At 73.1% G+C, this 23,812-nt stretch carries 21 protein-coding genes; 4 read left to right on the top strand and 17 right to left on the bottom strand.

Going from position 1 to position 23,812, the window contains the following annotated elements; all coding sequences use genetic code 11:
- Positions 1-109: 109 nt before the first annotated feature.
- From OG985_RS13570 to zapE, 14 genes are all read right to left on the bottom strand, one after another.
- Positions 110-898, bottom strand: coding sequence for a TIGR04222 domain-containing membrane protein (locus OG985_RS13570; protein WP_371668574.1), 789 nt, complete (start codon positions 896-898; stop codon positions 110-112).
- Between the two features lie 97 nt (positions 899-995).
- Complete coding sequence (locus OG985_RS13565) at positions 996-1,784, bottom strand: DUF4142 domain-containing protein (protein WP_371668573.1); 789 nt, start codon at positions 1,782-1,784, stop codon at positions 996-998.
- Positions 1,785-2,081: 297 nt separating this feature from the next.
- Entirely contained in the window at positions 2,082-3,500 is a 1,419-nt protein-coding gene (locus tag OG985_RS13560; protein WP_371668572.1) for a DUF692 family multinuclear iron-containing protein, read from the bottom strand.
- 290 nt (positions 3,501-3,790) lie between these two features.
- Complete coding sequence (locus OG985_RS13555; RefSeq protein ID WP_371668571.1) at positions 3,791-4,486, bottom strand: peptidyl-tRNA hydrolase; 696 nt, start codon at positions 4,484-4,486, stop codon at positions 3,791-3,793.
- 68 nt (positions 4,487-4,554) lie between these two features.
- The gene (locus tag OG985_RS13550) at positions 4,555-4,743 is read right to left on the bottom strand and encodes a hypothetical protein (RefSeq protein WP_371668570.1); all 189 of its coding nucleotides are present in this window, start codon (positions 4,741-4,743) and stop codon (positions 4,555-4,557) included.
- An 18-nt stretch (positions 4,744-4,761) separates the two neighbouring features.
- Positions 4,762-5,601: a polysaccharide deacetylase family protein gene (locus OG985_RS13545; protein ID WP_371668569.1), complete on the bottom strand. Its 840-nt coding sequence runs from the start codon at positions 5,599-5,601 to the stop codon at positions 4,762-4,764.
- A gap of 70 nt (positions 5,602-5,671) precedes the next feature.
- Positions 5,672-7,192, bottom strand: a complete 1,521-nt coding sequence (locus OG985_RS13540) for an FAD-dependent oxidoreductase (RefSeq protein ID WP_371668568.1) — start codon at positions 7,190-7,192, stop codon at positions 5,672-5,674.
- A 117-nt stretch (positions 7,193-7,309) separates the two neighbouring features.
- Positions 7,310-8,185, bottom strand: coding sequence for a PPK2 family polyphosphate kinase (locus tag OG985_RS13535; RefSeq protein ID WP_371668567.1), 876 nt, complete (start codon positions 8,183-8,185; stop codon positions 7,310-7,312).
- A 108-nt stretch (positions 8,186-8,293) separates the two neighbouring features.
- Positions 8,294-9,679, bottom strand: coding sequence for a PhoX family protein (locus OG985_RS13530; RefSeq protein ID WP_371674361.1), 1,386 nt, complete (start codon positions 9,677-9,679; stop codon positions 8,294-8,296).
- Between the two features lie 102 nt (positions 9,680-9,781).
- A complete protein-coding gene (locus OG985_RS13525) occupies positions 9,782-10,558 on the bottom strand; it encodes a slipin family protein (RefSeq protein ID WP_371668566.1) in 777 nt (258 codons plus the stop codon).
- A 110-nt stretch (positions 10,559-10,668) separates the two neighbouring features.
- Positions 10,669-12,132, bottom strand: coding sequence for a SulP family inorganic anion transporter (locus OG985_RS13520; RefSeq protein ID WP_371668565.1), 1,464 nt, complete (start codon positions 12,130-12,132; stop codon positions 10,669-10,671).
- An 8-nt stretch (positions 12,133-12,140) separates the two neighbouring features.
- Entirely contained in the window at positions 12,141-12,719 is a 579-nt protein-coding gene (locus OG985_RS13515) for a carbonic anhydrase (RefSeq protein WP_371668564.1), read from the bottom strand.
- A gap of 87 nt (positions 12,720-12,806) precedes the next feature.
- Entirely contained in the window at positions 12,807-13,199 is a 393-nt protein-coding gene (locus tag OG985_RS13510) for a hypothetical protein (RefSeq protein ID WP_371668563.1), read from the bottom strand.
- A 192-nt stretch (positions 13,200-13,391) separates the two neighbouring features.
- Positions 13,392-14,549: a cell division protein ZapE gene (gene zapE, locus OG985_RS13505; protein WP_371668562.1), complete on the bottom strand. Its 1,158-nt coding sequence runs from the start codon at positions 14,547-14,549 to the stop codon at positions 13,392-13,394.
- On the opposite strand from zapE, the gene OG985_RS13500 reads away from it, so the two are divergent.
- The 4 genes from OG985_RS13500 (at position 14,548) to msrB (ending at position 18,486) form a co-directional block, all read left to right on the top strand.
- On the top strand, positions 14,548-15,384 hold the full coding sequence (locus tag OG985_RS13500) for a pyrimidine reductase family protein (RefSeq protein WP_371668561.1): 837 nt from the start codon (positions 14,548-14,550) through the stop codon (positions 15,382-15,384). The genes zapE and OG985_RS13500 overlap by 2 nt on opposite strands.
- 192 nt (positions 15,385-15,576) lie before the next feature.
- Positions 15,577-16,050 (top strand): indole-3-glycerol phosphate synthase, encoded by a 474-nt coding sequence (locus OG985_RS13495; protein WP_371668560.1) that lies wholly within the window; start codon positions 15,577-15,579, stop codon positions 16,048-16,050.
- A 623-nt stretch (positions 16,051-16,673) separates the two neighbouring features.
- Positions 16,674-18,065: a UDP-N-acetylmuramate--L-alanine ligase gene (gene murC, locus OG985_RS13490; RefSeq protein ID WP_371668559.1), complete on the top strand. Its 1,392-nt coding sequence runs from the start codon at positions 16,674-16,676 to the stop codon at positions 18,063-18,065.
- A gap of 13 nt (positions 18,066-18,078) precedes the next feature.
- Positions 18,079-18,486 carry a peptide-methionine (R)-S-oxide reductase MsrB gene (msrB, locus tag OG985_RS13485; RefSeq protein WP_371668558.1) on the top strand — a complete coding sequence of 136 codons (408 nt, stop codon included), beginning with the start codon at positions 18,079-18,081 and terminating at the stop codon, positions 18,484-18,486.
- Positions 18,487-18,495: 9 nt separating this feature from the next.
- Here msrB and OG985_RS13480 read toward each other — a convergent pair whose 3' ends face one another.
- The 3 genes from OG985_RS13480 to OG985_RS13470 form a co-directional block, all read right to left on the bottom strand.
- Positions 18,496-19,806 (bottom strand): extracellular solute-binding protein, encoded by a 1,311-nt coding sequence (locus OG985_RS13480; protein ID WP_371668557.1) that lies wholly within the window; start codon positions 19,804-19,806, stop codon positions 18,496-18,498.
- Positions 19,803-21,020, bottom strand: a complete 1,218-nt coding sequence (locus OG985_RS13475; RefSeq protein ID WP_371668556.1) for a hypothetical protein — start codon at positions 21,018-21,020, stop codon at positions 19,803-19,805. Before OG985_RS13475 ends, OG985_RS13480 begins: the two co-directional genes overlap by 4 nt.
- 307 nt (positions 21,021-21,327) lie before the next feature.
- Positions 21,328-23,634: a tetratricopeptide repeat protein gene (locus tag OG985_RS13470; RefSeq protein WP_371668555.1), complete on the bottom strand. Its 2,307-nt coding sequence runs from the start codon at positions 23,632-23,634 to the stop codon at positions 21,328-21,330.
- Positions 23,635-23,812 lie beyond the last annotated feature (178 nt).

Here is a 23,812-nt window from a genome sequence, read left to right as displayed (position 1 = left end):
TCCCTTCGGTGCGCGGCGGCGACACAAGGGATGGTTCGTTCGCGTATGGAGGAAGGCAAGCACCGTCGGCCGGTGTCGCCGTCAATGCCCCCTGTGCGCCCCCGGCGTGTCAGTCGCGCCCGGACGGCTCCCGGTGTGCGAAGGCCGCGCGCAGGTCCGGCTCACCGACCGCGCGGATGCCGCGTACGGCGACGGAGGTGAGGTACGTCCGGTCGTCGCCCCCACCGGTGTGCCGGGTCAGCGCGCCGAGCAGGCGCTGCCCGGCCGGCGACGCCCAGCGCGAGTAGGGATGGACCTCGACCCGCGCGATGGCCAGACAGCTGAGGGTGAGTGCGAGCGGCAGCGCGAACCACAGGGCGACCAGGGTGGACGGCATGTCCGACCGGGCGGGCACCAGCAGCGCGATCGCGCCCAGCCCGACGACGGCCAGCGCGGCGAAGCGCACCTGACGCATTCCGGCCGCGACGCTCGTCCGGGCGCCGTCGGGTACGGCGAGCCCGGCGCTGACCAAGCGGTCGCCTATGCCCCGCACCGGGTCGCCGGCGGCCGCGGCGGCGCGTACCGGGGCGATGCGGGACTGCCCCTCCGGCCCGATGGCCCCTATCACCGAGCGCTCCAGGTCGTCCCGCCCGCGCGGATCGACGACGGTCGCCCAGCCGGTGTGGGCGAGCAGCAGTCGCCGCTGCCGGGCCATGGAGACGAGCGTCAGGTCGGCGACCCGTCGGGGGCCGCCGGAGAGGAACGCCGCCTCGTAGAGCGTCAGATCGTGCCGTCGGACGCCCGCCGCGTCGTCTGCCTCGTCGTCACCGGCCGCCGTGCGTACGGCGGCCAGGCACAGCCGGGTACAGGCCGTGCCGGCGGCGGCCCAGGCGAGCAGGAGGAGAAGAACCCAGAGCATGTGGTTTTTCTATGCGAACGGGTCCGGGTAAAGCCATGCCCTGTTCACAATCCGGACCGAGCGTTGTCGGTACGTGACGTTCCACTTGCCGCCGGGGTCACGGATTGCGGGACTGCGACGGGAGCGGGGTGGAGGCGGCCGGCGGCAGTGTGTAGCTCGGGACCGGATCCGGGGCCACGGGAAGGGCCGGAGCCGGATCGACGGCGGGGCCGGGCGGAACGGGGGAGCCGGTGGTCGGGACCGTGCTGCCGGCGGCCAGGTCCCGGGCCAGGGCGTCGAAGTCGACGTACCCGGTGGCCTCCAGGATCTTGATGTGGTCCAGCACGGTGGTGTTCGCGTCGTCGGCGAGGGTGCGCACGAGCACGTTGCGGGTGCCGGCCCGCACCTGGGCGACGACGGAGAACACCCTGCCGTGCGCGAGCCGCAGGATGTTGGCGAACTGCCGGTCGTAGTCCACGCCCTGGGCCGCGTTCAGGGTGGCGAGCCACTGCTTCTGCTGGTCGTTCGGCTCGTTCGGCAGGGCGAGCGAGAGCTTCTGGGCGACATCGCGCACCCGCTCGTCCAGGAAGGTGTGGCCCTCGACCAGGTGCCGGCCCGCCGTGCGGACGGCCTGGGTGGTGCCCTTCTCCTCCGCCTGCCGGCCGGCGGGCAGCTCCCACAGGCCCGCCAGCCGGACCTTCGTGATGAACTCCCGGTCGAGCGCGGACAGCGGCCCGTACTGCGTCGACACGGTCTGGGCACTCAGGACGTCCACGTCTGTGCCCGACCTGTCGCTGTACGACCAGATCGGGAAGATCAGCGCGGCCAGGGTCGCCGTCAGGCCCATGACGATGAGTCCGGTACCGCTGAGAATGCCTCTGCCGTTGATGGGCGGTCGCGGTCGCAAGGTGCCTCCTTTCGCGGCACCGCACGCCATGCGCTTCGGGTGCGGGGTTGGCATATTACTGCGGAGTCGCTGCCAACTGCCGTACAGGGGCGAAAGGTTGTCAGGCGGACATAAGGGGCGAATGGAGGGGGTGGAGTAGGGGGCGTACGGGGGCAAAGGTGAAGGAAGCGTGCGCGGACGATGGCGCGGGTGTCAGGTGTTAAACCCGGCACACTCGGACACGGGGCGGGCGAGCGTGCGGCGTCGCGCTGGTCAGCGGCGCCGCGGGAACGTCGGGTTCCGGTCAGCCGGACGCGGTCATCGGCGCAGCAGAACCCGTCGGGTCGCGCGAGCCAGCCGGAGCGCGGGCCGGTGCGAGAGCGGTGCCGGGCCCGACCTCTCCAGCCACCACGCGCGCAACTCCCGGCGGACCCGGGGATCGTCGGGTCGCCCGGCGAGCAGCAGCTGCCCCACGAAGTCCAGCGCATCGCGACGGTAGCCGCCGGTCATCGGGCAGCCGTGGGCGTAGGCGAGGAAGGCGGGCCGGTAGGTGTCTCCCAGGATCTCCGGCAGTTCGGGCGCGACCTTGGCGACGACATCCGCCCGCTTCGCGGCCAGCGCCCGCGCCTGGATGCCCAGCCGCACCCGGTCGAAGCCCTCGGGCACGGGCGTCCCGGCGACCAGCGCGGACAGCAGCGCGGCCTGTGCGAGGGCGAGGCGCTGACGCGCGGGGTCGGTGACGGCCGACGCGGGGACGCGGGCATGGGAGTGCGGGGAGGCGGCGAGGTCGGGGGATGCGGACCCGGGGAAGGCGGACCGCGTGCCGACGGCTTCGGTACGGCCGGCGTCCGGCTGGTCTGCCTCCGCGAGACCCGCTGCCTCCCGGCCCGCCCCCGCGACCTCCGCTGCCTCCCGGCCAGCCACCAGTGCGGCCCCTATCGCCGCCAACTCCCGCTCCAACTCGGCCGGTTCGGGGAAGTTCTCGTCTCTCTCCAGCAGCACCCCGGGCGGGGTGACGCGGGAGGCGAGGTCGGTCAGGATGTCGAGGACCGGCCGCGGCACCGGGTGGGCGTGGCTGTCGTGCCAGACGCCGTCGCGGGTGAAGCCGCCCGCGACGTGGACGTAGGCGATGGCTTCGAGGGGGAGCTCGGCGAGTGCCTTGGCCGGGTCCTCGCCGCGGTTGACGTGGTTGGTGTGCAGGTTGGCCACGTCGATGAGGAGCCGTACCCCGGTGCGGTCGGCCAGCTCGTACAGGAACTGCCCCTCGGTCATCTCCTCGCCCGGCCAGGCGAGGAGCGCCGCGATGTTCTCCACCGCGAGCGGCACCGGCAGGGCGTCCTGCGCGATGCGGACGTTCTCGCACAGGACGTCGAGGGCGTCCCGGGTGCGCGGCACGGGCAGCAGGTGGCCCGCCTCCAGCAGCGGGGAGGCGGTCAGGGCCCCGCCTGCCCGGACGTACGCGATGTGCTCGGTGACCAGCGGCGCGCCCAGTGCCTCGGCGCGCTCGGCGAGGGCCGTCAGCCGGGCCGCGTCGGGCCGGTCGGCGCCGCCGAGGCCGAGGGAGACGCCGTGGGGCACCACGGTGACCCCGCGCTCGCGCAGCCGCACCAGTGACGCGGGGAGGTGTCCGGGGCAGGTGTTCTCGGCCACGACCTCCACCCAGTCGATGCCGGGCATGCGCTCCACGGCGTCCGCGATCTCCGGCCGCCATCCGATGCCCGTCCCCAGTCGCTCCATGCTCGTCCCCCTCCTCGGTGTCTTCCGTGCCGGCCGCGCCGTCCGCTCCGGTGTGACGGGGGTATGGCCCCGGCGGCCGGGCCCGAACCCCTCGGGCGGAACGTTCAGAGCAACATTTGAGGTTCGGGAAGGCGCGCCCACGGTGGTGGCCGGGGCCGCGATGGCGAGGGACGGGCCGGTGCCAGGAGGTACGAACGGGGCGTCCGCGATGTTCAAGCGACGGGAAGAACCGAACGGCGAGCGAAGTCCCGGGCTCTCGTCGAGCTGGGGGCACGGCCCCCTGGACCCGCCTAACGCAGGGCCGGGTGGTCCGCGACCACCGTGCAGGAGCCGGGGGCGATCTCCGTGAAGCCGGCGTCGCGCACCAACGGCAGTCCGCTCGTGGTGAGTTCGGGCCAGCGGGCCGGGTCGGCGGTACGGACGGCGAGCGGGAAACCGGCGTCCCGCCAGGCGGTCCGCTCCTCGTCCGACAGCTCCCACCAGGCCAGCTGGGCGCCGTGACCGGCCTGCGCCATCGCCTTGCCCGCGGACATGTCGAGCTCCGGGTTCATCCACAGCACGGGCGAGGTCTCGTCCGCGTCGACCGGCGGCTCCGGGTCGTCGAGATCGGTTCCGGAGACCTGGAGCCGGGCCAGGTCCTTCGGCCAGCCGTCCAGCGGGACGGGAGGGAAGACCCGTACCTCCGCGGCCTTGCCCGTCACCGTGATCCCGGGCAGCGCCCCGGCCCGCCGCCACTCGGCGCCCCGGGCCCGCCGCACCACCTTGCGGATCCGCGCGTCCTGCCAGTCCCGCATCACCTGCGCCCACTCGCCGTCGCCGGCCGACCGCTCGTCGCTCAGCACGGTCAGTACGGCGCGGGCGGCGGTCTCCATGGCGTCGGTGCGGCCGGGCGGTGCGTCGCGCTCGATCCGCACGACCAGCGGCAGGACGAACTGCGGCGCCTGATCGCGGGCGCCGGTCTCTGACCGGAAGGGACTGTCACTCACAGACGCAGGCTACTTGACCGCTCAGGGGCACCCGCACCCGCGTGACCGGCCCCGACGAGGACCGCGGGTCACCCCGAGCAGGCCGTGCGCTGGGCCTCCTGCCACTCGCAGACCGGGCACAGGGTGATCCCTTTGTAGGACTCGGGGTACTCCGTCGGCTTCCGGCACTGCACGCACTCCGCGTACGGCGGCCCGTCCGCCAGCGGCGGCCTGGTCGCGCCGACCAGGCAGTAGTCGTTCTCGCCGTTCTCGCTCATGTCTCCAGGGTAGGCCGGTCAGCGCCGTCGGCCCGCGGCCCCGATCAGCTCGGACACCTTGACGAAGCGGAAGCCCCGCGCGCGGAGTTCGGGCACGATCGTCCGTACGGCACGCTCGGTCGCCGGGGCGGCGCTGCGGGTGCAGTGCATGACGACCACGGAACCCGGCCGTACGCCCTCCAGCACCTGCCGGGCCACGGCGTCCGGGTCCGTCGCGAACGCGTCGCCGCTCACCACGTCCCACTGCACCGCGGTGACACCGGTCGGGGTCAGCGCCTTCAGGGCCCGCCGGTCGTAGCACCCGCCGGGGAAGCGGAAGTAGGGCATCGCGTCCGGCACCCCGGCCTTGCGGAAGGCGGTGTACGCGCGCTCGACGTCGAGGCGCATCCGGTCCCCGGGCACGGTCGGCAGCCCGTAGCAGTCGTCGGTGAAGGCGTGGTGACTGTAGGAGTGGTTGGCGACCTCGAAGAGCGGGTCCCGGCCGATGGACCGCGCCTGGATCGGGTACTGCTCGGCCCAGCGCCCCGTCATGAACACCGTGGCCGGCACCTCCAGCGCCCGCAGGGCCGCGACGAGCGGCGGATTGTCGAAGCGCTCGCCCGCCGCCGCCCGGGGGCCCTGGTCGGCGGTCATGTCGGCGTCGAAGGTGAGGGCGACCGTCTTGTCCGGCGTCCGCGGGCCGTTCCTGAAGACGGGCGTGAGCCCTGCCGGGCCGGGGGCCAGCGTCGGGGGACGGGAGGCGGCGGCGGGTGGGGAGGGGGCCGGGCGGGCCGCTTGCGGGACACGGGCCGTGCCGCAGGCGGCGAGGGCGGCGCTCAGGGCGCAGACGGCGGTGACGCGTCGTACGAGAGGGATCACCGGATGAACGTATGGTGATTTGTCCTATATGAAGGTGAACGCGGCTGGCGTCGGCCCCGGTGTCACCCGCTCAGATGTCCCGCTGCTCCAGCGGCCGTGTGGCCGGGCCCTGGACGACCTTGCCGTCCGTGTCGAAGCGGGAGCCGTGACAGGGGCACTCCCACGCCCGTTCGGCCGCGTTGAAGGCCACCAGGCAGCCGAGGTGGGTGCAGCGCGCGGACAGGGCGTGCAGGGCGCCGTCGTCGTCCCGGTGCACCGCGAGCCGGTCGCCGCCGACCCGCACGACGGCGCCGCCGCCCGGCTCGATCGCCTCCACCGGTTCCGCGGACCGCAGCCGGTCGCCGACGAAGTGGCGGGCCACCTTCGCCTGGGTCTTGAGGAACGAGGGCGCCTCACGCACGGCCGACCGCAGCCGGCGCGGGTCGTACAGCTCGCTCCACGCGCACCGCGTGCCCGTGATCAGAGCGGTGAGGAGCCGGCCCGCCATGATGCCGCCGCTCATGCCCCAGCCGCCGAAGCCGGTGGCGACGTAGGCGTGGTGGGCGCCCGGATGCAGCGGGCCGACCAGCGGCACGGTGTCGGTGGGGTCGTTGTCCTGGGTGGCCCAGGCGTACGTCAGGTCGACGCCCGGGAAGTGCTCGGTTGCCCAGGCGCCGAGGCGCTCGAAACGGGCCGGGGTGTCGCCCGTGCCGGGCGTGAAGTGTTCCCCGGTGACGACGAGGAGTCGCTGCCCGTCGGTGCCGTACGGCGCCGTACGCACCGAGCGGGTGTCCTCCTCCGGCGTGATGTACATGCCGTCCGGGTCCCGGTCGGCGGCGACGGTCCCGGCGACGACCAGCTCGCGGCGCGGGGAGAGGCGGGTGAACAGCAGGGCGCGGTCGAAGACGGGGTAGTGCGTGGCGACCACCACGTCCCGGGCGGTCACCGTCGCGCCCGTCGCGGTGGACAGCCGGCACGGCTCGCCCTCCTCCAGGCCCAGCACGGTGGTGTCCTCGTACACGCGCCCGCCGTGCGCGAGAAGGTCGCCGACGAGGGCCAGCAGGTACTTGCGCGGATGGAACTGGGCCTGCCCGGTGACCCTGACCGCACCCGCCACGGGGAACGGCAGCCCGGTGTCCGTCGTGAACGCGGCCGGCAGTCCCGCGGCGGCGGCGGCCTTGGCCTCGGCCCGGATCTCGTCCACCCGGTCCGCGTCGCGGACGAACGTGTACGCGTCCCTTTTCTCCCACTCGCAGTCGATGCCCAGCTCCTGCACCAGCGAGGCCGCGTGCTCGACGGCCTCGCTCTGCGAGCGGGCGTACAGCCGCGCGCCCTCGGGGCCGCGGGTGTGGCGCAGCTTGTCGTAGATCATGGTGTGCAGCGCGGTGAGTTTGGCGGTGGTGTGTCCGGTGACGCCGGCCGCGACGCGTCCGGCCTCCAGCACCGCCACGGTCCTTCCGGCCCGCGCCAGCTCCCACGCCGTGCTCAGTCCGGCGACGCCGGCACCGATCACGGCCACGTCGACGGTGAGGTCCTCGTCCAGTGCGGGGTGAGGCTCGCCGGGTGCGGTCTCCAGCCAGTACGAGCCGTTGACGTGCGCGTTCTCGGTCATGGAGGCCGGGTACCCCGCCGCGGCGGGTTCAGTGGTCCGGGCTCCCCGGAGGGTCGGGAACCAGTGCCGCGGCAGGCAACGCTTGCCCGACGGGGCGAACGATGCCCTACCGGGGCCCTAGTCCGCGAGCAGCCGCCGGCGATACTCCGCCACGTCGTAGTCGGGCTTCGGGTACTGCGGGTCGAGCTCCGTCAGGTGGTCGAGGAGGAGCTTGCCGACCGCCCAGTTGCGGTACCACTTGCGGTCGGCCGGGATCAGGTACCAGGGGGCGGGCGGCGTCGAGCAGAACTCCAGGGCCAGTGCGTAGGCCTCCTGGTAGTCGGGCCACAGCTTGCGGTCCTCGAGGTCGCCCGGGGTGAACTTCCACTGCTTGCGCGGGTTGTCGAGGCGCTTGAGCAGGCGGCGCCGCTGCTCCTCGTAGGAGATGTGCAGGAAGCACTTGATCACGGTGACGCCGTCGTCGGCGAGGGACTCCTCGAACTCGTTGATCTCGTCGTAGCGGCAGTTGATCTCGTGTCTCGGGGCGAGTCCGCGGACCCGGGCGACCAGGACGTCCTCGTAGTGCGAGCGGTCGAAGATGCCGATCTCGCCGGGCTGCGGCAGCGCCTTCCGCACACGCCACAGGAAGTGGTGTTTCCGCTCCTCGGGCGTGGGGGCCTTGAACGCCCGGACGCGGCAGCCGGACGGGTTGAGCGAGCCGATGACGTGCTTGATCGTGCCGCCCTTGCCGCTGGTGTCCATGCCCTGGAGGATCAGCAGGACCCGCCGCCGGTCACCCGCGGAGCTCGCCGCGACCAGCCGCTCCTGCAGCTCGGCCAGCGCTTCCCGCGCCCGGGCGGTGTCCGCGAGGCCGGCGGCCTTGTCGCCGGGACCACCCGGAGTGGCCGCCGGGTCGTGAGCGCCGAGGTCGGGGCGCTCGCCGCCGGGCACCCGCAGCAGCTCTCGCAGACCGTCGCCCCGCCCGGCCCTGTGTTTCGCGTTCTTCCCGGCCACGCGGCACTCCTTCCGGTGCTCTCCCTAGATGGTCCGCCAGATGCGCGGGGTTCGCCTGCCGCACGGCCGCCCCGCCCGCGCACCGGGCGGGGCGGCCGTCCTCGACGGCTACCCGTGCCAGGGCCCCGTCACCGCGAAGGTCGTGCCCGGTGTGTAGCAGTTGACGTACATCGTCCGGCCGTCCGGTGAGAAGGTGACGCCGGCGAACTCGCCCCACTCCGGGGCCTCGGGCGTGCCGATGTTCTGACGGCCGCGTGCCATCGCGTACACCTCGCCGTGCCGGGTGACGCCGAAGACGTGCTGCGCGCCGTTGCCGTCCTCGCACACCATGAGGCCGCCGCTGGGGGCGAGGCAGATGTTGTCCGGCGACTCGCCGGGGAGCTGTACGTCGGTCTCCGGGCCGAAGACGACCACCAGGGTCAGCCGGCGAGCCGACGGGTCGTACCGCCAGATCTGGCCGTAGTGGTCGGCCGCCGAACCCTCCGCGCTGTGCGCGAACGACGAGACGAAGTACACGCACCGCCCGCCCCAGTAACAGCCCTCCAGCTTCTGGGCGTGGGTGATGCCCTTCGCGCCGAAGTCCTGGAGGCGGACCGGGGTCGTGGTCGCCAGCGGGTCCGGTACGTCCACCCATTCGACGCGGTCGAAGGAGGCCCCCGTCTCCTGGATCGAGGAGAGGTCGGGCACCCCGGGCACCCGCATCGCCTGGAGCCGGCCGCCGGCACGCAGCGAACCGGTGCCGCCCAGCGGCCTCTCGGGCAGGAAGCGGTAGAAGAGGCCGAAGGGCTTGAGGAACGCGTCCTCCGTCTCGTAGACGATTCCCCGCTTCGGGTCGACGGCGATCGCCTCGTGCTGGAAGCGGCCCATCGCGGTCAGCGGTACGGCGCCGGTGCGGTGCGGGTCGGCCGGGTCCACCTCGAAGATGAAGCCGTGGTCCTTGGTGTACCCGTTGGTGCCCGCCTTGTCCTCGGTCTCCTCGCAGGTCAGCCAGGTGCCCCAGGGGGTGGGTCCGCCCGCGCAGTTGACGGCCGTACCGGCGATGGCGACCCGCTCCGACAGGACGTGACCCCGGGCGTCCAGCGTCAGGGCCGTGCACCCGCCCTTGCCCGCCGGGTCGTAGGTGAGGCCCTCGACCGTCGGGACGGAGATCTTCGCCGTGGGGCGGTTCTCGTGGTTGCGGACCAGGTGGACGCGGCCGTGACCACCGTCGAAGGCGGACATGCCGTCGTGGTTGGAGGGGACCTGGCCCTCGCCGGAGCGGAGCCGGTCGCCCTCGCGGGAGAGGACCCGGTAGCGGAAACCTTTCGGCAGGTCGAGCAGTCCGTCCGGGTCGGGGACGAGCGGGCCGTAGCCGTGGCGGCCCAGGGTCTGCGTCTGCGCGGCGGCGGTACCCGCGAAGAGTTCGGTGAGGTTTCCGGCGAAGGCGATCGAGACGCCGAGGGCGCCCGTGCGAGCGAGGAGCCGGCGTCGGGTCGTACGGCCGTTCTCGGGCATGACGGACATGGGGACGCAACCTTCCTGCTGGCGGACAGGAACTGTGATCCCGCTGTGTCTATCACCCGGCGCGCGGCTCGTGAACCACGCGCGTAGCACGTGTCACCGCTCGCTGGGGCGCTCCTGCGCGCGCTCGAGGAAGCGCAGCAGCTCCACCGGGAAGGGCAGCACCAGCGTCGAGTTCTTCTCGGCGGCCACCGCCACCACCGTCTGGAGCAGTCGCAGCTGGAGCGCGGCGGGTTGCTCGGACATCACCTCGGCGGCCTCGGCGAGCTTCTTCGAGGCCTGGAGTTCGGCGTCCGCGTTGATGATCCGGGCCCGCCGCTCACGGTCGGCCTCGGCCTGCCGGGCCATGGACCGCTTCATCGACTCCGGCAGGGACACGTCCTTGATCTCCACCCGGTCGATCTGCACACCCCAGCCGATCGCCGGGCTGTCGATCATCAGCTCCAGGCCCTGGTTGAGCTTCTCGCGGTTGGACAGCAGGTCGTCCAGGTCGCTCTTGCCGATGATCGAGCGCAGGGACGTCTGTGCCATCTGCGAGACCGCGAAGCGGTAGTCCTCGACCTGGACGATCGCGTTCGTCGCGTCGACGACCTTGAAGTAGACGACCGCGTCCACGCGCACGGTGACGTTGTCGCGGGTGATGCCCTCCTGCGCGGGGATGGGCAGCGTGACGATCTGCATGTTGACCTTGCGCAGCCGGTCCACGAACGGGACCACCGTGGTGAAGCCCGGCGCCCGCACCTCGCCGGCGACCCGCCCCAGCCGGAACACCACGCCGCGCTCGTACTGCTTGACGACCCGGGCCGCCGCCGCGACGTACACCGCGCTCGCGGAACCCACCGCCACGGCTGCCACCACCAGCTCCTGGAGCATGTCGCCCCCTCTGTGAGAGGCCGGTTATGTCTGCTCCTGTAACGATATGCCCGGTGGCCGGTCCCGGGCCACGATCGGCCCGGGACCGGCCACCCGCGCGGTGTGGCGCCCTATGCCGCCGTGACACGCACCGGTTCGGTCCCGGCCGCGCTGTGCCGCTCGGCCCAGTTCTCCAGTGCCGTACGGCAGGCGTGGTCCAGGTGGTGCAGACCGGACAGGTCGAGCTCGACGGGCCGGTCCTGGGGGAGCGCCTCCAGGCTGTCGAGGATCTTCGGCAGCCGCAGGAAGGTCGCGTTGCCCCACAGGTACGCCTGGACCGGTCCGGCACCCTTGTCCACGACCTCCAGCCTGATGTGCGAGGCCTCCCAGGCGGTCTTGGCGACCGCCAGCGCGAGACCGATGAGCACGCCCTCGAACATGCTGACCGCGACGATCGACACGGCCGTGACGACCAGGATCAGTGCCTCACCACGGTGCTCGCGCCACAGCGACACGATCTCCCGTGCAGGGATGAGCTTGGCGCCGGAGTACACCAGGATGCCCGCCAGGGCCGGGATCGGTATGTACCCCAGCACGTCCGGCAGCAGCGCCGCGAACAGCAGCAGCCAGACGCCGTGCAGGACGCGGGACGCCTTCGTCCGTGCGCCCGCCTGGACGTTCGCCGCGCTGCGCACGATCACCGCGGTCATCGGTAGCGCGCCGAGCACACCGCAGATCGCGTTGCCCGTGCCCTGCGCCATCAGTTCCTTGTCGTACTGCGTGCGCGCGCCGTCGTGCAGCCGGTCCACCGCGGCCGCGCTGAACAGCGACTCGGCGGACGCGATCAGGGTGAAGGCGACGATCGTGCCGAGCAGGCCGATGTTCGCCAGCTCGCCGAACGCGGTCAGGGACGGCGGCTGGACGGAGTCCAGCAGCCCCCGCACCTCCACGGTGGCCACCGGCAGGGAGAACGCCAGGGCCACGAGCGTGGCGAGACCGACCGCGGCGAGCGGCCCGGGGAGGGTGCGCAGCCGCTTCGGCGCGCGCTTCCACAGCACGAGGACGGCGATGGTGCCCGCGCCGAGCCCGACCGAGGCGAGGGCGCCGGGGTCCGCGGCGGCCTCGGCGAGCGCCGCGGGCAGCCCGGCTATCTTCGCCAGGCCGGAGGCGGGCGCCTTGGCGTCCGCCATCGAGTAGAGCTGCCCGGCGATGAGCACGAGCCCGATGCCGGCCAGCATGCCCTCGACGACGGAGACCGAGATGGCCCGGAACCACCGCCCGAGCTTCAGGGCGCCCATGAGGATCTGGAGCGCGCCCGTCGCGAGCACGATCACCCCGAGCGCGGGCAGCCCGTACTCCCGTACGGCCTCGAAGACCAGCACGGTGAGCCCGGCCGCCGGTCCGGACACCTGGAGGCTGCTGCCCCGCATGAGCCCGGTGACGATGCCGCCCACGATGCCGGTGACCAGGCCGAGTTCGGCCGGCACCCCGGAGGCCACGGCCACGCCGACGCACAGCGGCAGCGCGACCAGGAAGACGACGAGGGAGGCGGCGAAGTCCTGCCGCAGATGAGGGAAGCGGGTGCTGTCGTCCATGGCGGCCCTCACAGTGCGCGGAAGGCGTCGGAGGACACGTCGTGGGTCAGCACGGACCCCGTGTGCACCTCGTAGTACCAGGCGTGCAGGGTCAGTTGACCGTCCGTCACCTTCTTGTCGACGAACGGGTAGGAACGCAGCCGCAGCAGTTGGGTCAGGACGTGGCTCTGCACGCCTTCGGCCACGGCCGGGTCCTCGGCCGTCCCCGCCGGACGCGGGGCGGCATGGGTGAGCCAGTCCCGCACGGCGGGAACGGCGGTCAGGTCGTCGCCGCGGACCAGGGCGCCCACGGCACCGCAGTGCGAGTGCCCGCAGACGACGATGTCGCGGACGCCCAGCACCTCCACGGCGTACTCGATGGTGGCCGCCTCGCCGGTGGGGTGCGAGGAGGCGTACGGCGGGACGATGTTGCCCGCGGTGCGCAGCTCGAAGAGCTCGCCGGGGCGGGCGCCCGTGATCAGGGCCGGTACGACCCGGGAATCGGAACAGGTGATGAACAGGACCTGCGGGGACTGGCCTTCGGCCAGCTTGGCGAACTCCTCAGGGCGCTGTCCGAATGTGCGGGCGTTGTCGATGAGGGGCTGCATGGGGGACTCCTCCTGGCGCGCCGCACGGCGCGTCGGGCTTGCACGACAGAGTGGGGGGACTGCTGGACTTGCGGCAGTGCTCCGCTGTCAGCAGCGGAAGACCTGAAGTGCGGCCGGAGTGCGGTCCGTCGCGGGTCTCGCCGTGCGGTGCGCGGCGGACACGAGCGGTTCGCGGGCGGCCGCCGGGTCCTGTGCGAGGAAGGGGCGCTCGGGCACCTCGGGCGCGAGGTCGGCGGCGCGGTGCCGGTCGCGGGTGCGCAGGGGGCCGGTCGGGCCTCCGGAGTGGTCGCAGTGGCGGTGCGTGACCGTATCGGTGCGCGGCGCCTTGCCGGAGAGCTTGGTTCCGGGCTGGGCTTTGGCCTGGGCCTGACTTGTCGTGTACGCGGGTGCGAAGGGTGTCGTGGAAGTGAAGAACGGGAGTGCGAGCAGGACGGCGGAGAGGACCGCGATCACGGTACGGGCCGTCGTACCTCGAAACATGCGCCCCCTTCCCGGCCGTTCGTGCCTCTTGTACAGACCAACGCTTGGTCAATGACTGGTCAAGAAACACCGTAACCCTACGAAGCTGTTTGCAGGGTTAACTCAACGTTACCGATGAAAGAGGGACCGAAACCGCGTGCAGGGTGGCGGAAACCGGATCTTGACCTGCGGGCGTCGGTCACGTAGAGGCACTCAGTGGGGCTCGACGAGTCCCTTGGCGTCGCGGGCCAGCGCGGTGAGCCGGGAGATCGCCCGGAAGTACTTCTTGCGGTAGCCGCCGTTCAGCATCTCCTCGCTGAACAGCTGGTCGAACGGCCGCCCCGAGGTCAGGACGGGCACCTCGCGGTCGTAGAGCCGGTCCGCGAGGACGACGAGCCTGAGGGCCGTCGACTGGTCCGGCACCGGCTGGACGTCGGTGAGGCAGACGGCCGCCAGCCCGTCGGTCAGGGCGCCGTAGCGGCTGGGGTGGACCTTGGCCAGGTGCTCCAGCAGGTGCGGGAAGTCGTCGAGCGAGGCGCCCGCGGTGGCGTACGCCGCCTTCGTCACCTGGGCCTCGGAGTACGGCGCCGGCGCCTCGGGCAGGCCGCGGTGACGGTAGTCCTCGCCGTCGATGCGCAGCGAGCGGAAGTGCGCGGACAGGCCCTGGATCTCACGCAGGAAGTCGGCGGACGCGAACCGTCCCTCACCGAGCTTGCCCGGCAGCGTGTTGGAGGTGGCGGCGAGCGCCACGCCCGCGTCGACGAGCCTGCCGAGCAGCGTCGACACCAGGACGGTGTCGCCCGGGTCGTCGAGCTCGAACTCGTCGATGCACAACAGGCGGTGGCCGGACAGGGTCTGGACCGTCTGCTGGAAGCCGAGGGCGCCGACGAGGTTGGTGAGCTCGACGAAGGTGCCGAACGCCTTGAGCGCGGGCTCGGCCGGAGTGGCGTGCCACAGGGAGGCCAACAGGTGGGTCTTGCCGACGCCGTAGCCGCCGTCGAGGTAGACGCCGCGAGGGCCGGCGGGAGCCTTGGGGGCCTTGCCCCTGCCGAACCCGAAAAACCCGCGCCGTACGGAACCGGCGCCGCTGGCGTGCGCCCCGCCGAGCCCGGCGGCGAAACCCTCGAGGACGCGGACGGCCTCCGTCTGGCTCGGCTGGTTCGGGTCCGGGAGGTAGGTGCCGAAGCGCACCGAGTCGAACCGGGGCGGCGGCACCATCTCGGCGACCAGCCGGTCCGCGGGGACGTGCGGCGCGCGGGCGCACAGGGACAGCGGGACCGCGTCAGCTATTGGGCTGATCCCGGAGGCGGCGGAGGACGACGATGACGACACGGTTCCCCATGCTAAGGGTCGTGCCAGACTGCACGACATGCGACGCCTGTTCCCTGTGACGGATGAAACAGCAGCCCAGGCCTCCGACGCGGGCCCCGGCGAGGCTCCCGGAGGCCGTGGGGAGGGCGAGGTCCGGGAGGCGGGACACGAGTGGAGCCTCGCCGAACTCGCCGCCGCCTACGCCTATCCCGAGCCCCTCCCGGTCGGGCGGGGGACCTGGCTGCGGGCCAACATGGTGGCCACGCTCGACGGTGCCGCCCAGCACGACGGCCGTTCCCAGCCGATCTCCACCGCCACCGACATGCGGATCTTCGGCACCCTGCGGGCGCTCGCGGACGTCGTGGTCGTCGGCGCGGAAACGGTACGTCAGGAGGGGTACCGCCCGGCGCGCGCGCGAGCCGAGTTCGCGGCGCTGCGGGAGGCGGCCGGGCAGGGGCCGGCCCCGGCGATCGCGGTGGTCAGCGCGAGCCTGGAACTGGACTTCTCGCTTCCGCTGTTCACCTCGCCGCTCGTGCCCACGCTGGTCCTCACCGGCGCCGCCGCGGCCCCCGACCGGATCGCCGCCGCCGAGAAGGCCGGTGCCGAGGTGGTGATCGCCGGTGACGGCGTCGGAGTGGACCCGGCCCGTGCGGTACAGGCCCTCGCCGGACTCGGGCACACCCGGCTGCTGACCGAGGGCGGGCCGCGGCTGCTCGGCCAGTGGGTGGCCGCCGAGGTGCTCGACGAACTCTGTCTGACCCTCGCCCCGATGCTCACCGCGGGCGACGCGCAGCGGATCGCGGGCGGGCCCTCGGTCGCGGTGCCGCGGCGATTCGTACTGGCGTCCCTGCTGGAGGAGGACGGTTTCCTGTTCAGCAGGTACCGGCGACCGTGATGCCGGAAATCGGTTCGAGGATGCCAATAGTCCTGGAATCGGTGGAATATGCCGGTCCTCATAATCATCGTTGGGCACACTGATTCACGCAGACCTCGTGGGATCACGGGGAAGGATGGTTTCCGCAGGGCCTGACGCGGTACGGCCCACGCAGGACAGAGGGCCACGGCCCTAGAAGAAGAAGGGGCGCTGGTGTTCACAAGTGTTTTGATGATCGAGAAGGCCCTGACGTCCGCCGACGTGGAGTTCGTCACCACCTTGCACGGCGACGAGCCGGTCGCCTTCCAGGTGCTGCTCCAACCGCGCGGCGACCAGGCCGACCGCCTGCTGCGCGCCATCGACGACGTCGCGCTGGGCGAGATCGACGAGGCCGCCCGGGAGAACGAGACGCCGGAGGGAGCTGCCGCGAAGGAGCCCGCGCAGCAGGCCCTCGACGTGTCCCTGATGGCCCTGCACGCCTCCGGCAGCGCGGCCGAGGGCCGGCTGATCGAGGATCACCCGCTCGACGCGCTGAAGTCCCTCGTGGAGGAGGCGGGGGCGGACGAGGTGATCGTCCTGACGGACCCGCACTACGTGGAGGAGTTCTTCCACCGCGACTGGGCTTCGCGGGCCCGGCACAAGGTGGGGGTGCCGGTGCTGAAGTTGTTCTCGCACAGCAAGGATTAGGGGCGGCGGGGGGTTCGCGACTTCGCGCCGCGGGTGGGGCGGTGGACGGGTGCGTCCGGGGGGCTCGGGTGTGCTGCCCGGTGCGGGCTGTGGGTGGCTGGTCGCGCAGTTCCCCGCGCCCCTGGGGGGTTGGTGGTGGCGTCGGGTGGTGTGGTGCGGGTGGGTGCGTCTCCGGGGCTCGGGTGTGCTGCCCGGTGCGGGCTGTGGGTGGCTGGTCGCGCAGTTCCCCGCGCCCCTGGGGGGTTGGTGGTGGCGTCGGGTGGTGTGGTGCGGGTGGGTGCGTCTCCGGGGCTCGGGTGTGCTGCCGGGTGCGGGTGGTGGGTGGCTGGTCGCGCAGTTCCCCGCGCCCCTGGGGGGTTGGTGGTGGCGTCGGGTGGTGTGGTGCGGGTGGGTGCGTCTCCGGGGCTCGGGTGTGCTGCCCGGTGCGGGTGGTGGGTGGCTGGTCGCGCGGTTCCCCGCGCTCCTGGGGGGTGGGGGCGGTTTGCCGTGCTCCTGAAGGTGTCGTCCTTGGGTCGGTGCCCGTAGGGGGTGCGGGCGGGGCTTCCGGGCAGGCAATAGGCTGGGGGCGCGTTCTGACGCCAGGGCGCCGCTCGTCGTCGTATCGGATCTTGGGGAGACAACGCATGGCACCCGGCCTTCCTGCCGCCATGGACCGACCGCACTTCATCGGCATCGGTGGGGCCGGGATGTCGGGCATCGCGAAGATCCTCGCGCAGCGCGGGGCCGTGGTCGCGGGCAGTGACGCGAAGGAGTCCGAGACCGCCGGGGCCCTGCGCGCGCTGGGCGCCACGGTGCACATCGGGCACGCCGCGGAGCACCTCGCCGACGACGCCAGCTGTGTGGTCGTGTCGTCGGCGATCCGCAAGGACAACCCGGAGCTGGCCCGGGCCGCCCGACTGGGCATCCCGGTGGTCCACCGCTCCGACGCGCTCGCCGCCCTGATGGACGGCCTGCGCCCGATCGCGGTCGCCGGCACCCACGGCAAGACCACGACCACGTCCATGCTGGCCGTGTCGCTGAGCGCGCTGGGCCTGAAGCCGTCGTACGCGATCGGCGGCGACCTCGACGCGCCCGGCTCCAACGCCCTGCACGGCGAGGGTGAGATCTTCGTGGCCGAGGCGGACGAGTCGGACCGCAGCTTCCACAAGTACGCGCCCGAGGTCGCGATCGTCCTCAACGTCGAGCTCGACCACCACGCCAACTACGCGTCGATGGACGAGATCTACGAGTCCTTCGAGACCTTCGTGGACCGCGTCACCGAGGGCGGCACCCTGGTGATCGCCGCCGACCAGAAGGGCGCGCGCGAGCTGACGCGCCGCGTCTCGGCGCGCGACGTGCGCGTGGTGACGTACGGCGAGTCCGAGGACGCCGACGTACGCATCCTGTCGGTGGTGCCCCAGGGGCTGAAGAGCCAGGTCACCGTGGTGCTCGACGGCACGGAGCTCACCTTCGGGGTCTCGGTCCCCGGCCGCCACTACGCGCACAACGCGGTGGCCGCGCTGGCGGCCGGCGTGGCGCTGGGCGTCCCGGCCGCGGAACTGGCCCCCGCGCTCGCCGCGTACACCGGTGTGAAGCGCCGCCTCCAGCTCAAGGGCGAGGTGGCCGGCGTCCAGGTGATCGACTCCTACGCCCACCACCCCACGGAGATGACGGCGGACCTGGAGGCGATGCGCGCGGCGGCGGGCGAGGCCCGCATCCTGGTCGTCTTCCAGCCGCACCTGTTCTCCCGGACGCAGGAGCTCGGCAAGGAGATGGGCCAGGCCCTGTCGCTCGCCGACGCCTCGGTGGTCCTCGACATCTACCCGGCCCGCGAGGACCCGGTCCCCGGCGTCACCAGCGCCCTGATCATCGAGGCGGCGCGGGCCGCGGGCGCGGACGTGACACCGGTCCACGACAAGGCGGAGGTGCCGGCGGTCGTCGCGGGAATGGCGAAGGCCGGTGATCTCGTTCTCACCATGGGAGCGGGCGACGTCACCGACCTCGGCCCGCGGATCCTGGACCAGCTGTCTGAATGAGGGGCTGAAACTCATGTCGTACGACGTCGAAAAGCCGGACGAGCAGTGGCGCGCGGAGCTGACGCCGGCGGAGTACGCCGTCCTGCGGCAGGCCGGGACGGAGCCCGCCTTCACCGGTGAGTACACCAACGCCAAGACGACCGGCGTCTACTCCTGCCGCGCCTGCTCCGCCGAACTCTTCACCTCCACCACGAAGTTCGAGTCCCACTGCGGCTGGCCCTCCTTCTACGACCCGAAGGACACCGACGCCGTGGAGCTCATCCAGGACCGGTCCCACGGAATGGTCCGGACCGAGGTGCGGTGCGCGCGGTGCGGATCACACCTCGGACACGTGTTCGAGGGTGAGGGGTATGCGACGCCGACGGACCAGCGGTACTGCATCAACTCCATCTCGCTGCGGCTGACGCCCGACGAGAGCTGACCGGGACGGTCACCCGCCCGGACGCGCGCAGATGTCCTCGGGTGGCCGGAACGTGCGGTCGTCGGCCCAGTCGGCCTCCGCCCGTACCCGTACGGCGTCCAACTGCCGTAGCAGGGAAGCCAGTCGCCGCTGGGTGCGGTCCCGGAAGAACTCCAGCACCGCGCGGTGGAAGGCGTCCCGCAGCTCCGGCGGCATCACGTCCGAGGCGTCGAAGCAGAGCGTGCGGGCGCGTGAGTGGAGCAGGGAGTCGATCTCCCGCTCGGCCGGGTTCGCGGGCGTGACCGGCGCGAGGCCGGCCGTGCCGGGGAACAGGGGCCGGACCGCCGGGCCGGCCGCCGCCCGCCAGCGCTCCCGCCCGGCCGGACTCGACAGCCGCTCCACCAGCTCCTGGGCCGCCGGGTCGGCACTGAACACGGCCGCCATGTCACCCGCGACCTCGTAGGTGTCGCGGTACTCGGCGTTCCCGTCGAGGAACCGGGCCGACGGTTCCACCCGGATGTCGTCGCCGGCGTACACGTACCGGATGAAGGCGCTCTGGTGCTCGTGCGTGCAGTCGAAGCCGGGGGAGTCGAGCAGGCCGCGCGGCCGGGCGCCGGACGCGGCCGTGCCCTCGAACGACGTGGTGAGGGAACGCTCGACGGAGTCCGCCGAGCGGGTGCCGAGCAGCCGCGCCCAGGTCGTCCAGGCCCGCTGGACGGCCGGAGTACGCCAGCTGAGCCGGCCCGTGGCCCACTCCGCGTAAGGGGTCGGTCCGGCCTGGTGGAGCAGGATGTCCTCGATCCAGTCGGTGCCGGGCCAGCCCGACGTGGCCTGCGAGGCGAGCCCCACGCACCACTCCGGGTCGACGTCCGGGCCGTCCGGGGTGGCCTTCTTGCTCCACACCAGGCTCTTCAGGTCGACCTTCAGCGGAACCCAGTACGTGCGCTGCCCCCCGTCGACCAGCAGCGTCGGCGCCCACGGCGCGTACGCGCGCTCGGCCGCCTCCCCGGTGAGGGGCATCAGCTGGTCGCGGCGGGCGTACTCGGTGAGTTCGCCGATGCTGTTGAGGATCGCCACGTCGGGCGGATCGTCGGCCTCCAGCTGCGAGACGAGGGTCTCGCGCAGCGAGCGGGTGCCCTGGTAGCTGTACGTTCGGCCGGTCCCGTCGTCGAGCCGTTCGAGGGCGGCTTCGAAGGCCTCGCCCTCCGGGCCGGTCCACGGGCCCAGCACGACCAGGGGCGCCGGGGCGTCCGAGGCGCAGCCGGGGACGAGGGCGAGCAGACAGGCCGCGAGCAGGGTGCGCAGGGCGCGGCTCGGGGCACGGCGGGCGGAAGTCCTCATGAGACGGCTCCCGGGCGGGCCACCACGAGGTATTCGCGGCGGTACGTGTGCAGGGCGCCGGCGATCAGGGCGGCGCCGGCGACGCCCGCCGGGAACACGAGGGGGTGGACTCCGTCGAGGAACGCGAGCCGCCCGTCGGCGAGCGTGTCGTCGAGCCGGCGGCCCAGGACCCCGACGGCCCACGGGTCGGGGCCGTCGAAGGGGCGCTCCTCGGCGGCCGTCTCCGTCTCGGGCGAGGTCCGCAGGGCCAGCGCGTCCGCCAACGGACCGGCCGACGTCTGCGCGTGCTGCGCGAGCAGGGCGTCGGCCGTCAGGACGGGCACGGCGAGCAGGGGCAGGGCGGCCGCCGCGAGCGGGATGCTGAGCCGGATGCGGAAGCGGCGGCGCAGGAAGGACAGGGTGCGCCAGAGACCGGCGGCGAGCAGCACGAGGGCGAGCCCGGAGACAACGGCCGCGGCGACCACGCCCCCGCCCCAGGCGGCCCGGTCCGCGAGCCGTTCGCGCAGCCGCCGCTCCAGGCCGGACACGCGGTCCACGATCGAGGTCGCGTCCCCCGTGCCGGAGTCGGCCGCGGGCGGGCAGGCCGGGTAGCGGTCGCGGCGGTGCGCGGCGGGGACCGCGGTCGAACAGAGCATGCTGCGCGCGTACGTGAGCTCGGCGTCCCGCAGGACCGGGTCGTCCGCGTGCCCCTGGGCCCGGCCGATCCACCCGGTGTAGTCCACGACCAGCGCGGACACCACGCGCAGCTCCTGCTCCTCGGCCACCGTCAGCGCCCCGCCGCGGGTGACCTGGTTCAGGCTCTGCGTGGCCCGCGCCACCCGGGTCCGGTACCGCTCGCCGAGCCCGCCGAGTTCGGCCGAACCCCCGTCCCCGAGCCGCTCCTCGGCCTCGCCCTGCGCGATGAACAGCGAGGCCCTGGCATTGGCCAGGTCGACCAGGGCCGGCGCCAGCCGGTCCCGGACGTACACCGAGTCGCCCCGCACGTCCGCACAGGCCCAGCCGAACGCCCCGAAGCCCACCACGGCGAGCAGCGGCAGCGCGACCAGCCGGTCCCGCAGATACCCGCGATTGCGCCGCCCCGACACCGACGGCCACGCGTAGCGCCTCACCCGGCGGGCGATCTCGACGACGACGGCCAGGGCGCCGCGCAGCAGGCGCACCTGCGGCCCACCACCGGCACCCGCGCCGGGACCGGCCCGCCCCGCCCTGCTCACCACCGGTCCGCCAGGTCGTTTCGGCCGGCGACGGCGGCGAGGCGGGGTTCGTGCCCGGCGGCGGCACGGACGGCCCGGGTGCCGCCTGGCAGGCGTGCCTGTGGTGTGGCGGTGGGTTCGGTGTCGGGTGCATGGTGCCCCGGTTGGGTGGGCCGGTTCGTTCGCGGGTCGTCCGGGCGGCCTTTCCCGGGAACGGTTTGGACCGCCCGGGTGCCGCTGTCGGCGACGGCGCCGCCTGGTGGGCGTGCCTGTGGTGTGGCGGTGGTGTTCGTGTCGGGAGCAGGCGGCCCCTGTCTCGTGGCGGGGGTCATTCGTCGGCCGTTCGGGTGGTTCGCCCCGGTGTCGGGGCGGAGTCGAGGGTGCGAAGTCGGGTGGTGAGTCTGCTGCCAAGCCATGGGCCGTTTCTTCGGTGGCGGAAGGTGAGGGGGCGGACCTCGTAGGCGTGGTCCAGGAGCGTTTCCGCGACGGGTGCGTCCTCGGGCGCGGCGGAACGGGCGGCCTGGTGGGCGAGGGCGACGTACAGGCGCGAGAGGTCCTCGCGCAGGCTCCGTTCGTCGGCGGGCAGACCCAGCCGTACGTCGGCGGCGGCGGCCAGCGCGGTCAGGCCGGGCGCGTCGAGGGCACCGCGCGCGAGTGCGTCCCGCACGGCCTCCCACACCTCCGCCGTCATCCTGACCCTGGCCTGTTCGTCCGTCAGCCCGTGCGCGTGGAAGAGCCGGGCCAGCCGCCCCAGCACCTCGCGCAGCCGCACGGTCACCTCGGCGGCGGGCCCGGCGGTCCGCAGCTGCTCGACTCCGATGCGCACCGCGGCCGTTCGTGCGGCCGTCCGGTGCCGGGAGTGCTGCGGCACCGCGTCCAGGGCCCGTACGGCCTCGTCCCACGCCCCCTCGCCGCCGAGGGCGAGGCGCGCCCGTACCGCGCCGAACGCCGCGCTGCCCAGCGACGGGTTGCGCAGCCGCACCGCCTCGTGGAACGTCAGCGCCTCGTGCCACCGGCCCAGACGCTCGGCGCAGTGGCCGAGGGCGAGCTTCGGCGCGTACTCGCCCGGGATGGCCGCGAACACCCGGTCGAAGTGGAGCCGTGCCGCCTCCACCTGGTCCCGGGCGAGCGCGAGCAGCCCCTGGTGCCAGGCGAGCCGCCAGTCGTACGGTGCACGCTCCGGTCCGATCAGCGCCTCGGCGGACCGCAGTTCCCGTTCGGCCGTCCCGGTCCCGCCGCCGGGAACCCGTAACCGCACGCGGCAGCGCAGCAGATGGACCTCCGGCGAGTCCTGCCAGTCCGCGGTGTGCTGCAACAGCGCCTCCGGGGCGGCGTCGGCCAGCCGGCTCAGCTCCAGGTGATGGGCGTCGTACGGATCGGGTCGCGGGACCGGCAGCCGCCGCGCGACCTCGACGGGCGACGGCGGCGCGTGCGCGGCGGGGGCGTTCGGCGCGGCCCACCGGGCGAGGGGCGGCGCCGAGCCGAGGGTGCCGTCGAGGGCGTACGGCGACTGGAGGAAGAGGGGGGACGGTTCGAAGGTCTCCGCCCCGGTCCGCAGGGACCGTAACTCCCGGAATACTCCGCGCAGTTGTTCCTCCATCTCACCTGCGGTGGCGAACCGCTCGGCGACTTCGGTCCGGGTCGCGCGGTGCAGCACGCGGGCGAGGGACAGGAGGCCGAGTCCCGGCGGCGGGGGTGCCGTCATCCGCCCGGCCTGCGCGCTCGCCGGGGCGCCCGGTGTGTCCGGCCGGGTGAGCCTGTCCAGGGAGCCCAGTTCGGCCAGGTCGGCGGGCGAGCTGCCGAGACCGCTCAGTCGCCGCAGTGTCTCGCCCAGGCTGAACAGGTCGTCCTGGCCGGTGGATTCGCCGTTCGGGCCGACCGTCGGGGCGCGGTATCCGTCCGTCGTGTGACCGGGAACGCCGGCCGGGCGGACGCTGCCCACGTCGATGATCTTCGTGGTGGTGCCGTCGTGCATGACGTTGTCCGGCTTCAGGTCGCCGTACACCTTGCCGGGCCGGTCCGCGTGCAGGTGTCCGAGCGCGGCCAGGAGGCGCACGCCGTAGGCGAGCACGAACTCGTGGAAGCGGCCGCCGCCGAACTCGTCCGGGTTCACCCGGGCCCGGGCCCGCACCTCCTCCAGGGTGAGCCCGTCGACGTACTGGAGGACCAGGAAGTCCCCGACCTCGGGATGGTGGCCGTAGTTGTAGACCCGGATGATGTCGTCGTGGCTGAGGTCGACCAGGGCCCGCCGTTCCCGGGCCAGGGCGCCCGCCCCGGCCGCGGCCTGCCCGGGATACAGGAACTTGATGGCCACCTCGCGGTGGTCGACCTTGGTGTCGAGGGCGAGGTGGACCTCGCCCATTCCGCCGTAGCCGAGCGGCCGGATCAGCCGGTACTGCCCGGCGAGGAGCTCCTCCTGGGGCAGCGGCAGGCCGCCCGGTTCGGAGCCGCGGGACGCCGCGCGCTCCAGCAGGGTGATGGTGGGCAACAGGACCGGGTCGGGGCTCTCCGCGGGGAGCTCCACGTGCGCGGCCCGCAGGATCGGTGGCTGCGCCGCCACGACGAGCGGCCCGAACGACCCGTCGGAGTCCGGGCGTTCACCGGACGCGCCTCTGTCCGCAGCAGCCCCTTCCATGGCATCTCAGGGTAGACGCGCGAGCCGTGATTGACCCCGGTCACGCAGCGGGAGGTGCGCTCCTCCCGTCGTCCACGGGAGGCGGCCGGCCATGTTCCGTCCAGGAGGGTGTGACCCGGATCACGGGAGCCGAGTGCATCGTGGCGGCGGGCTCAGCGTCTTTTTCCAGGTGTAGGGG

Source organism: Streptomyces sp. NBC_00289 (genome assembly GCF_041435115.1).
Taxonomy (GTDB): Bacteria; Actinomycetota; Actinomycetes; order Streptomycetales; family Streptomycetaceae; genus Streptomyces.
This window is presented reverse-complemented; position numbering and strand designations above follow the sequence as displayed.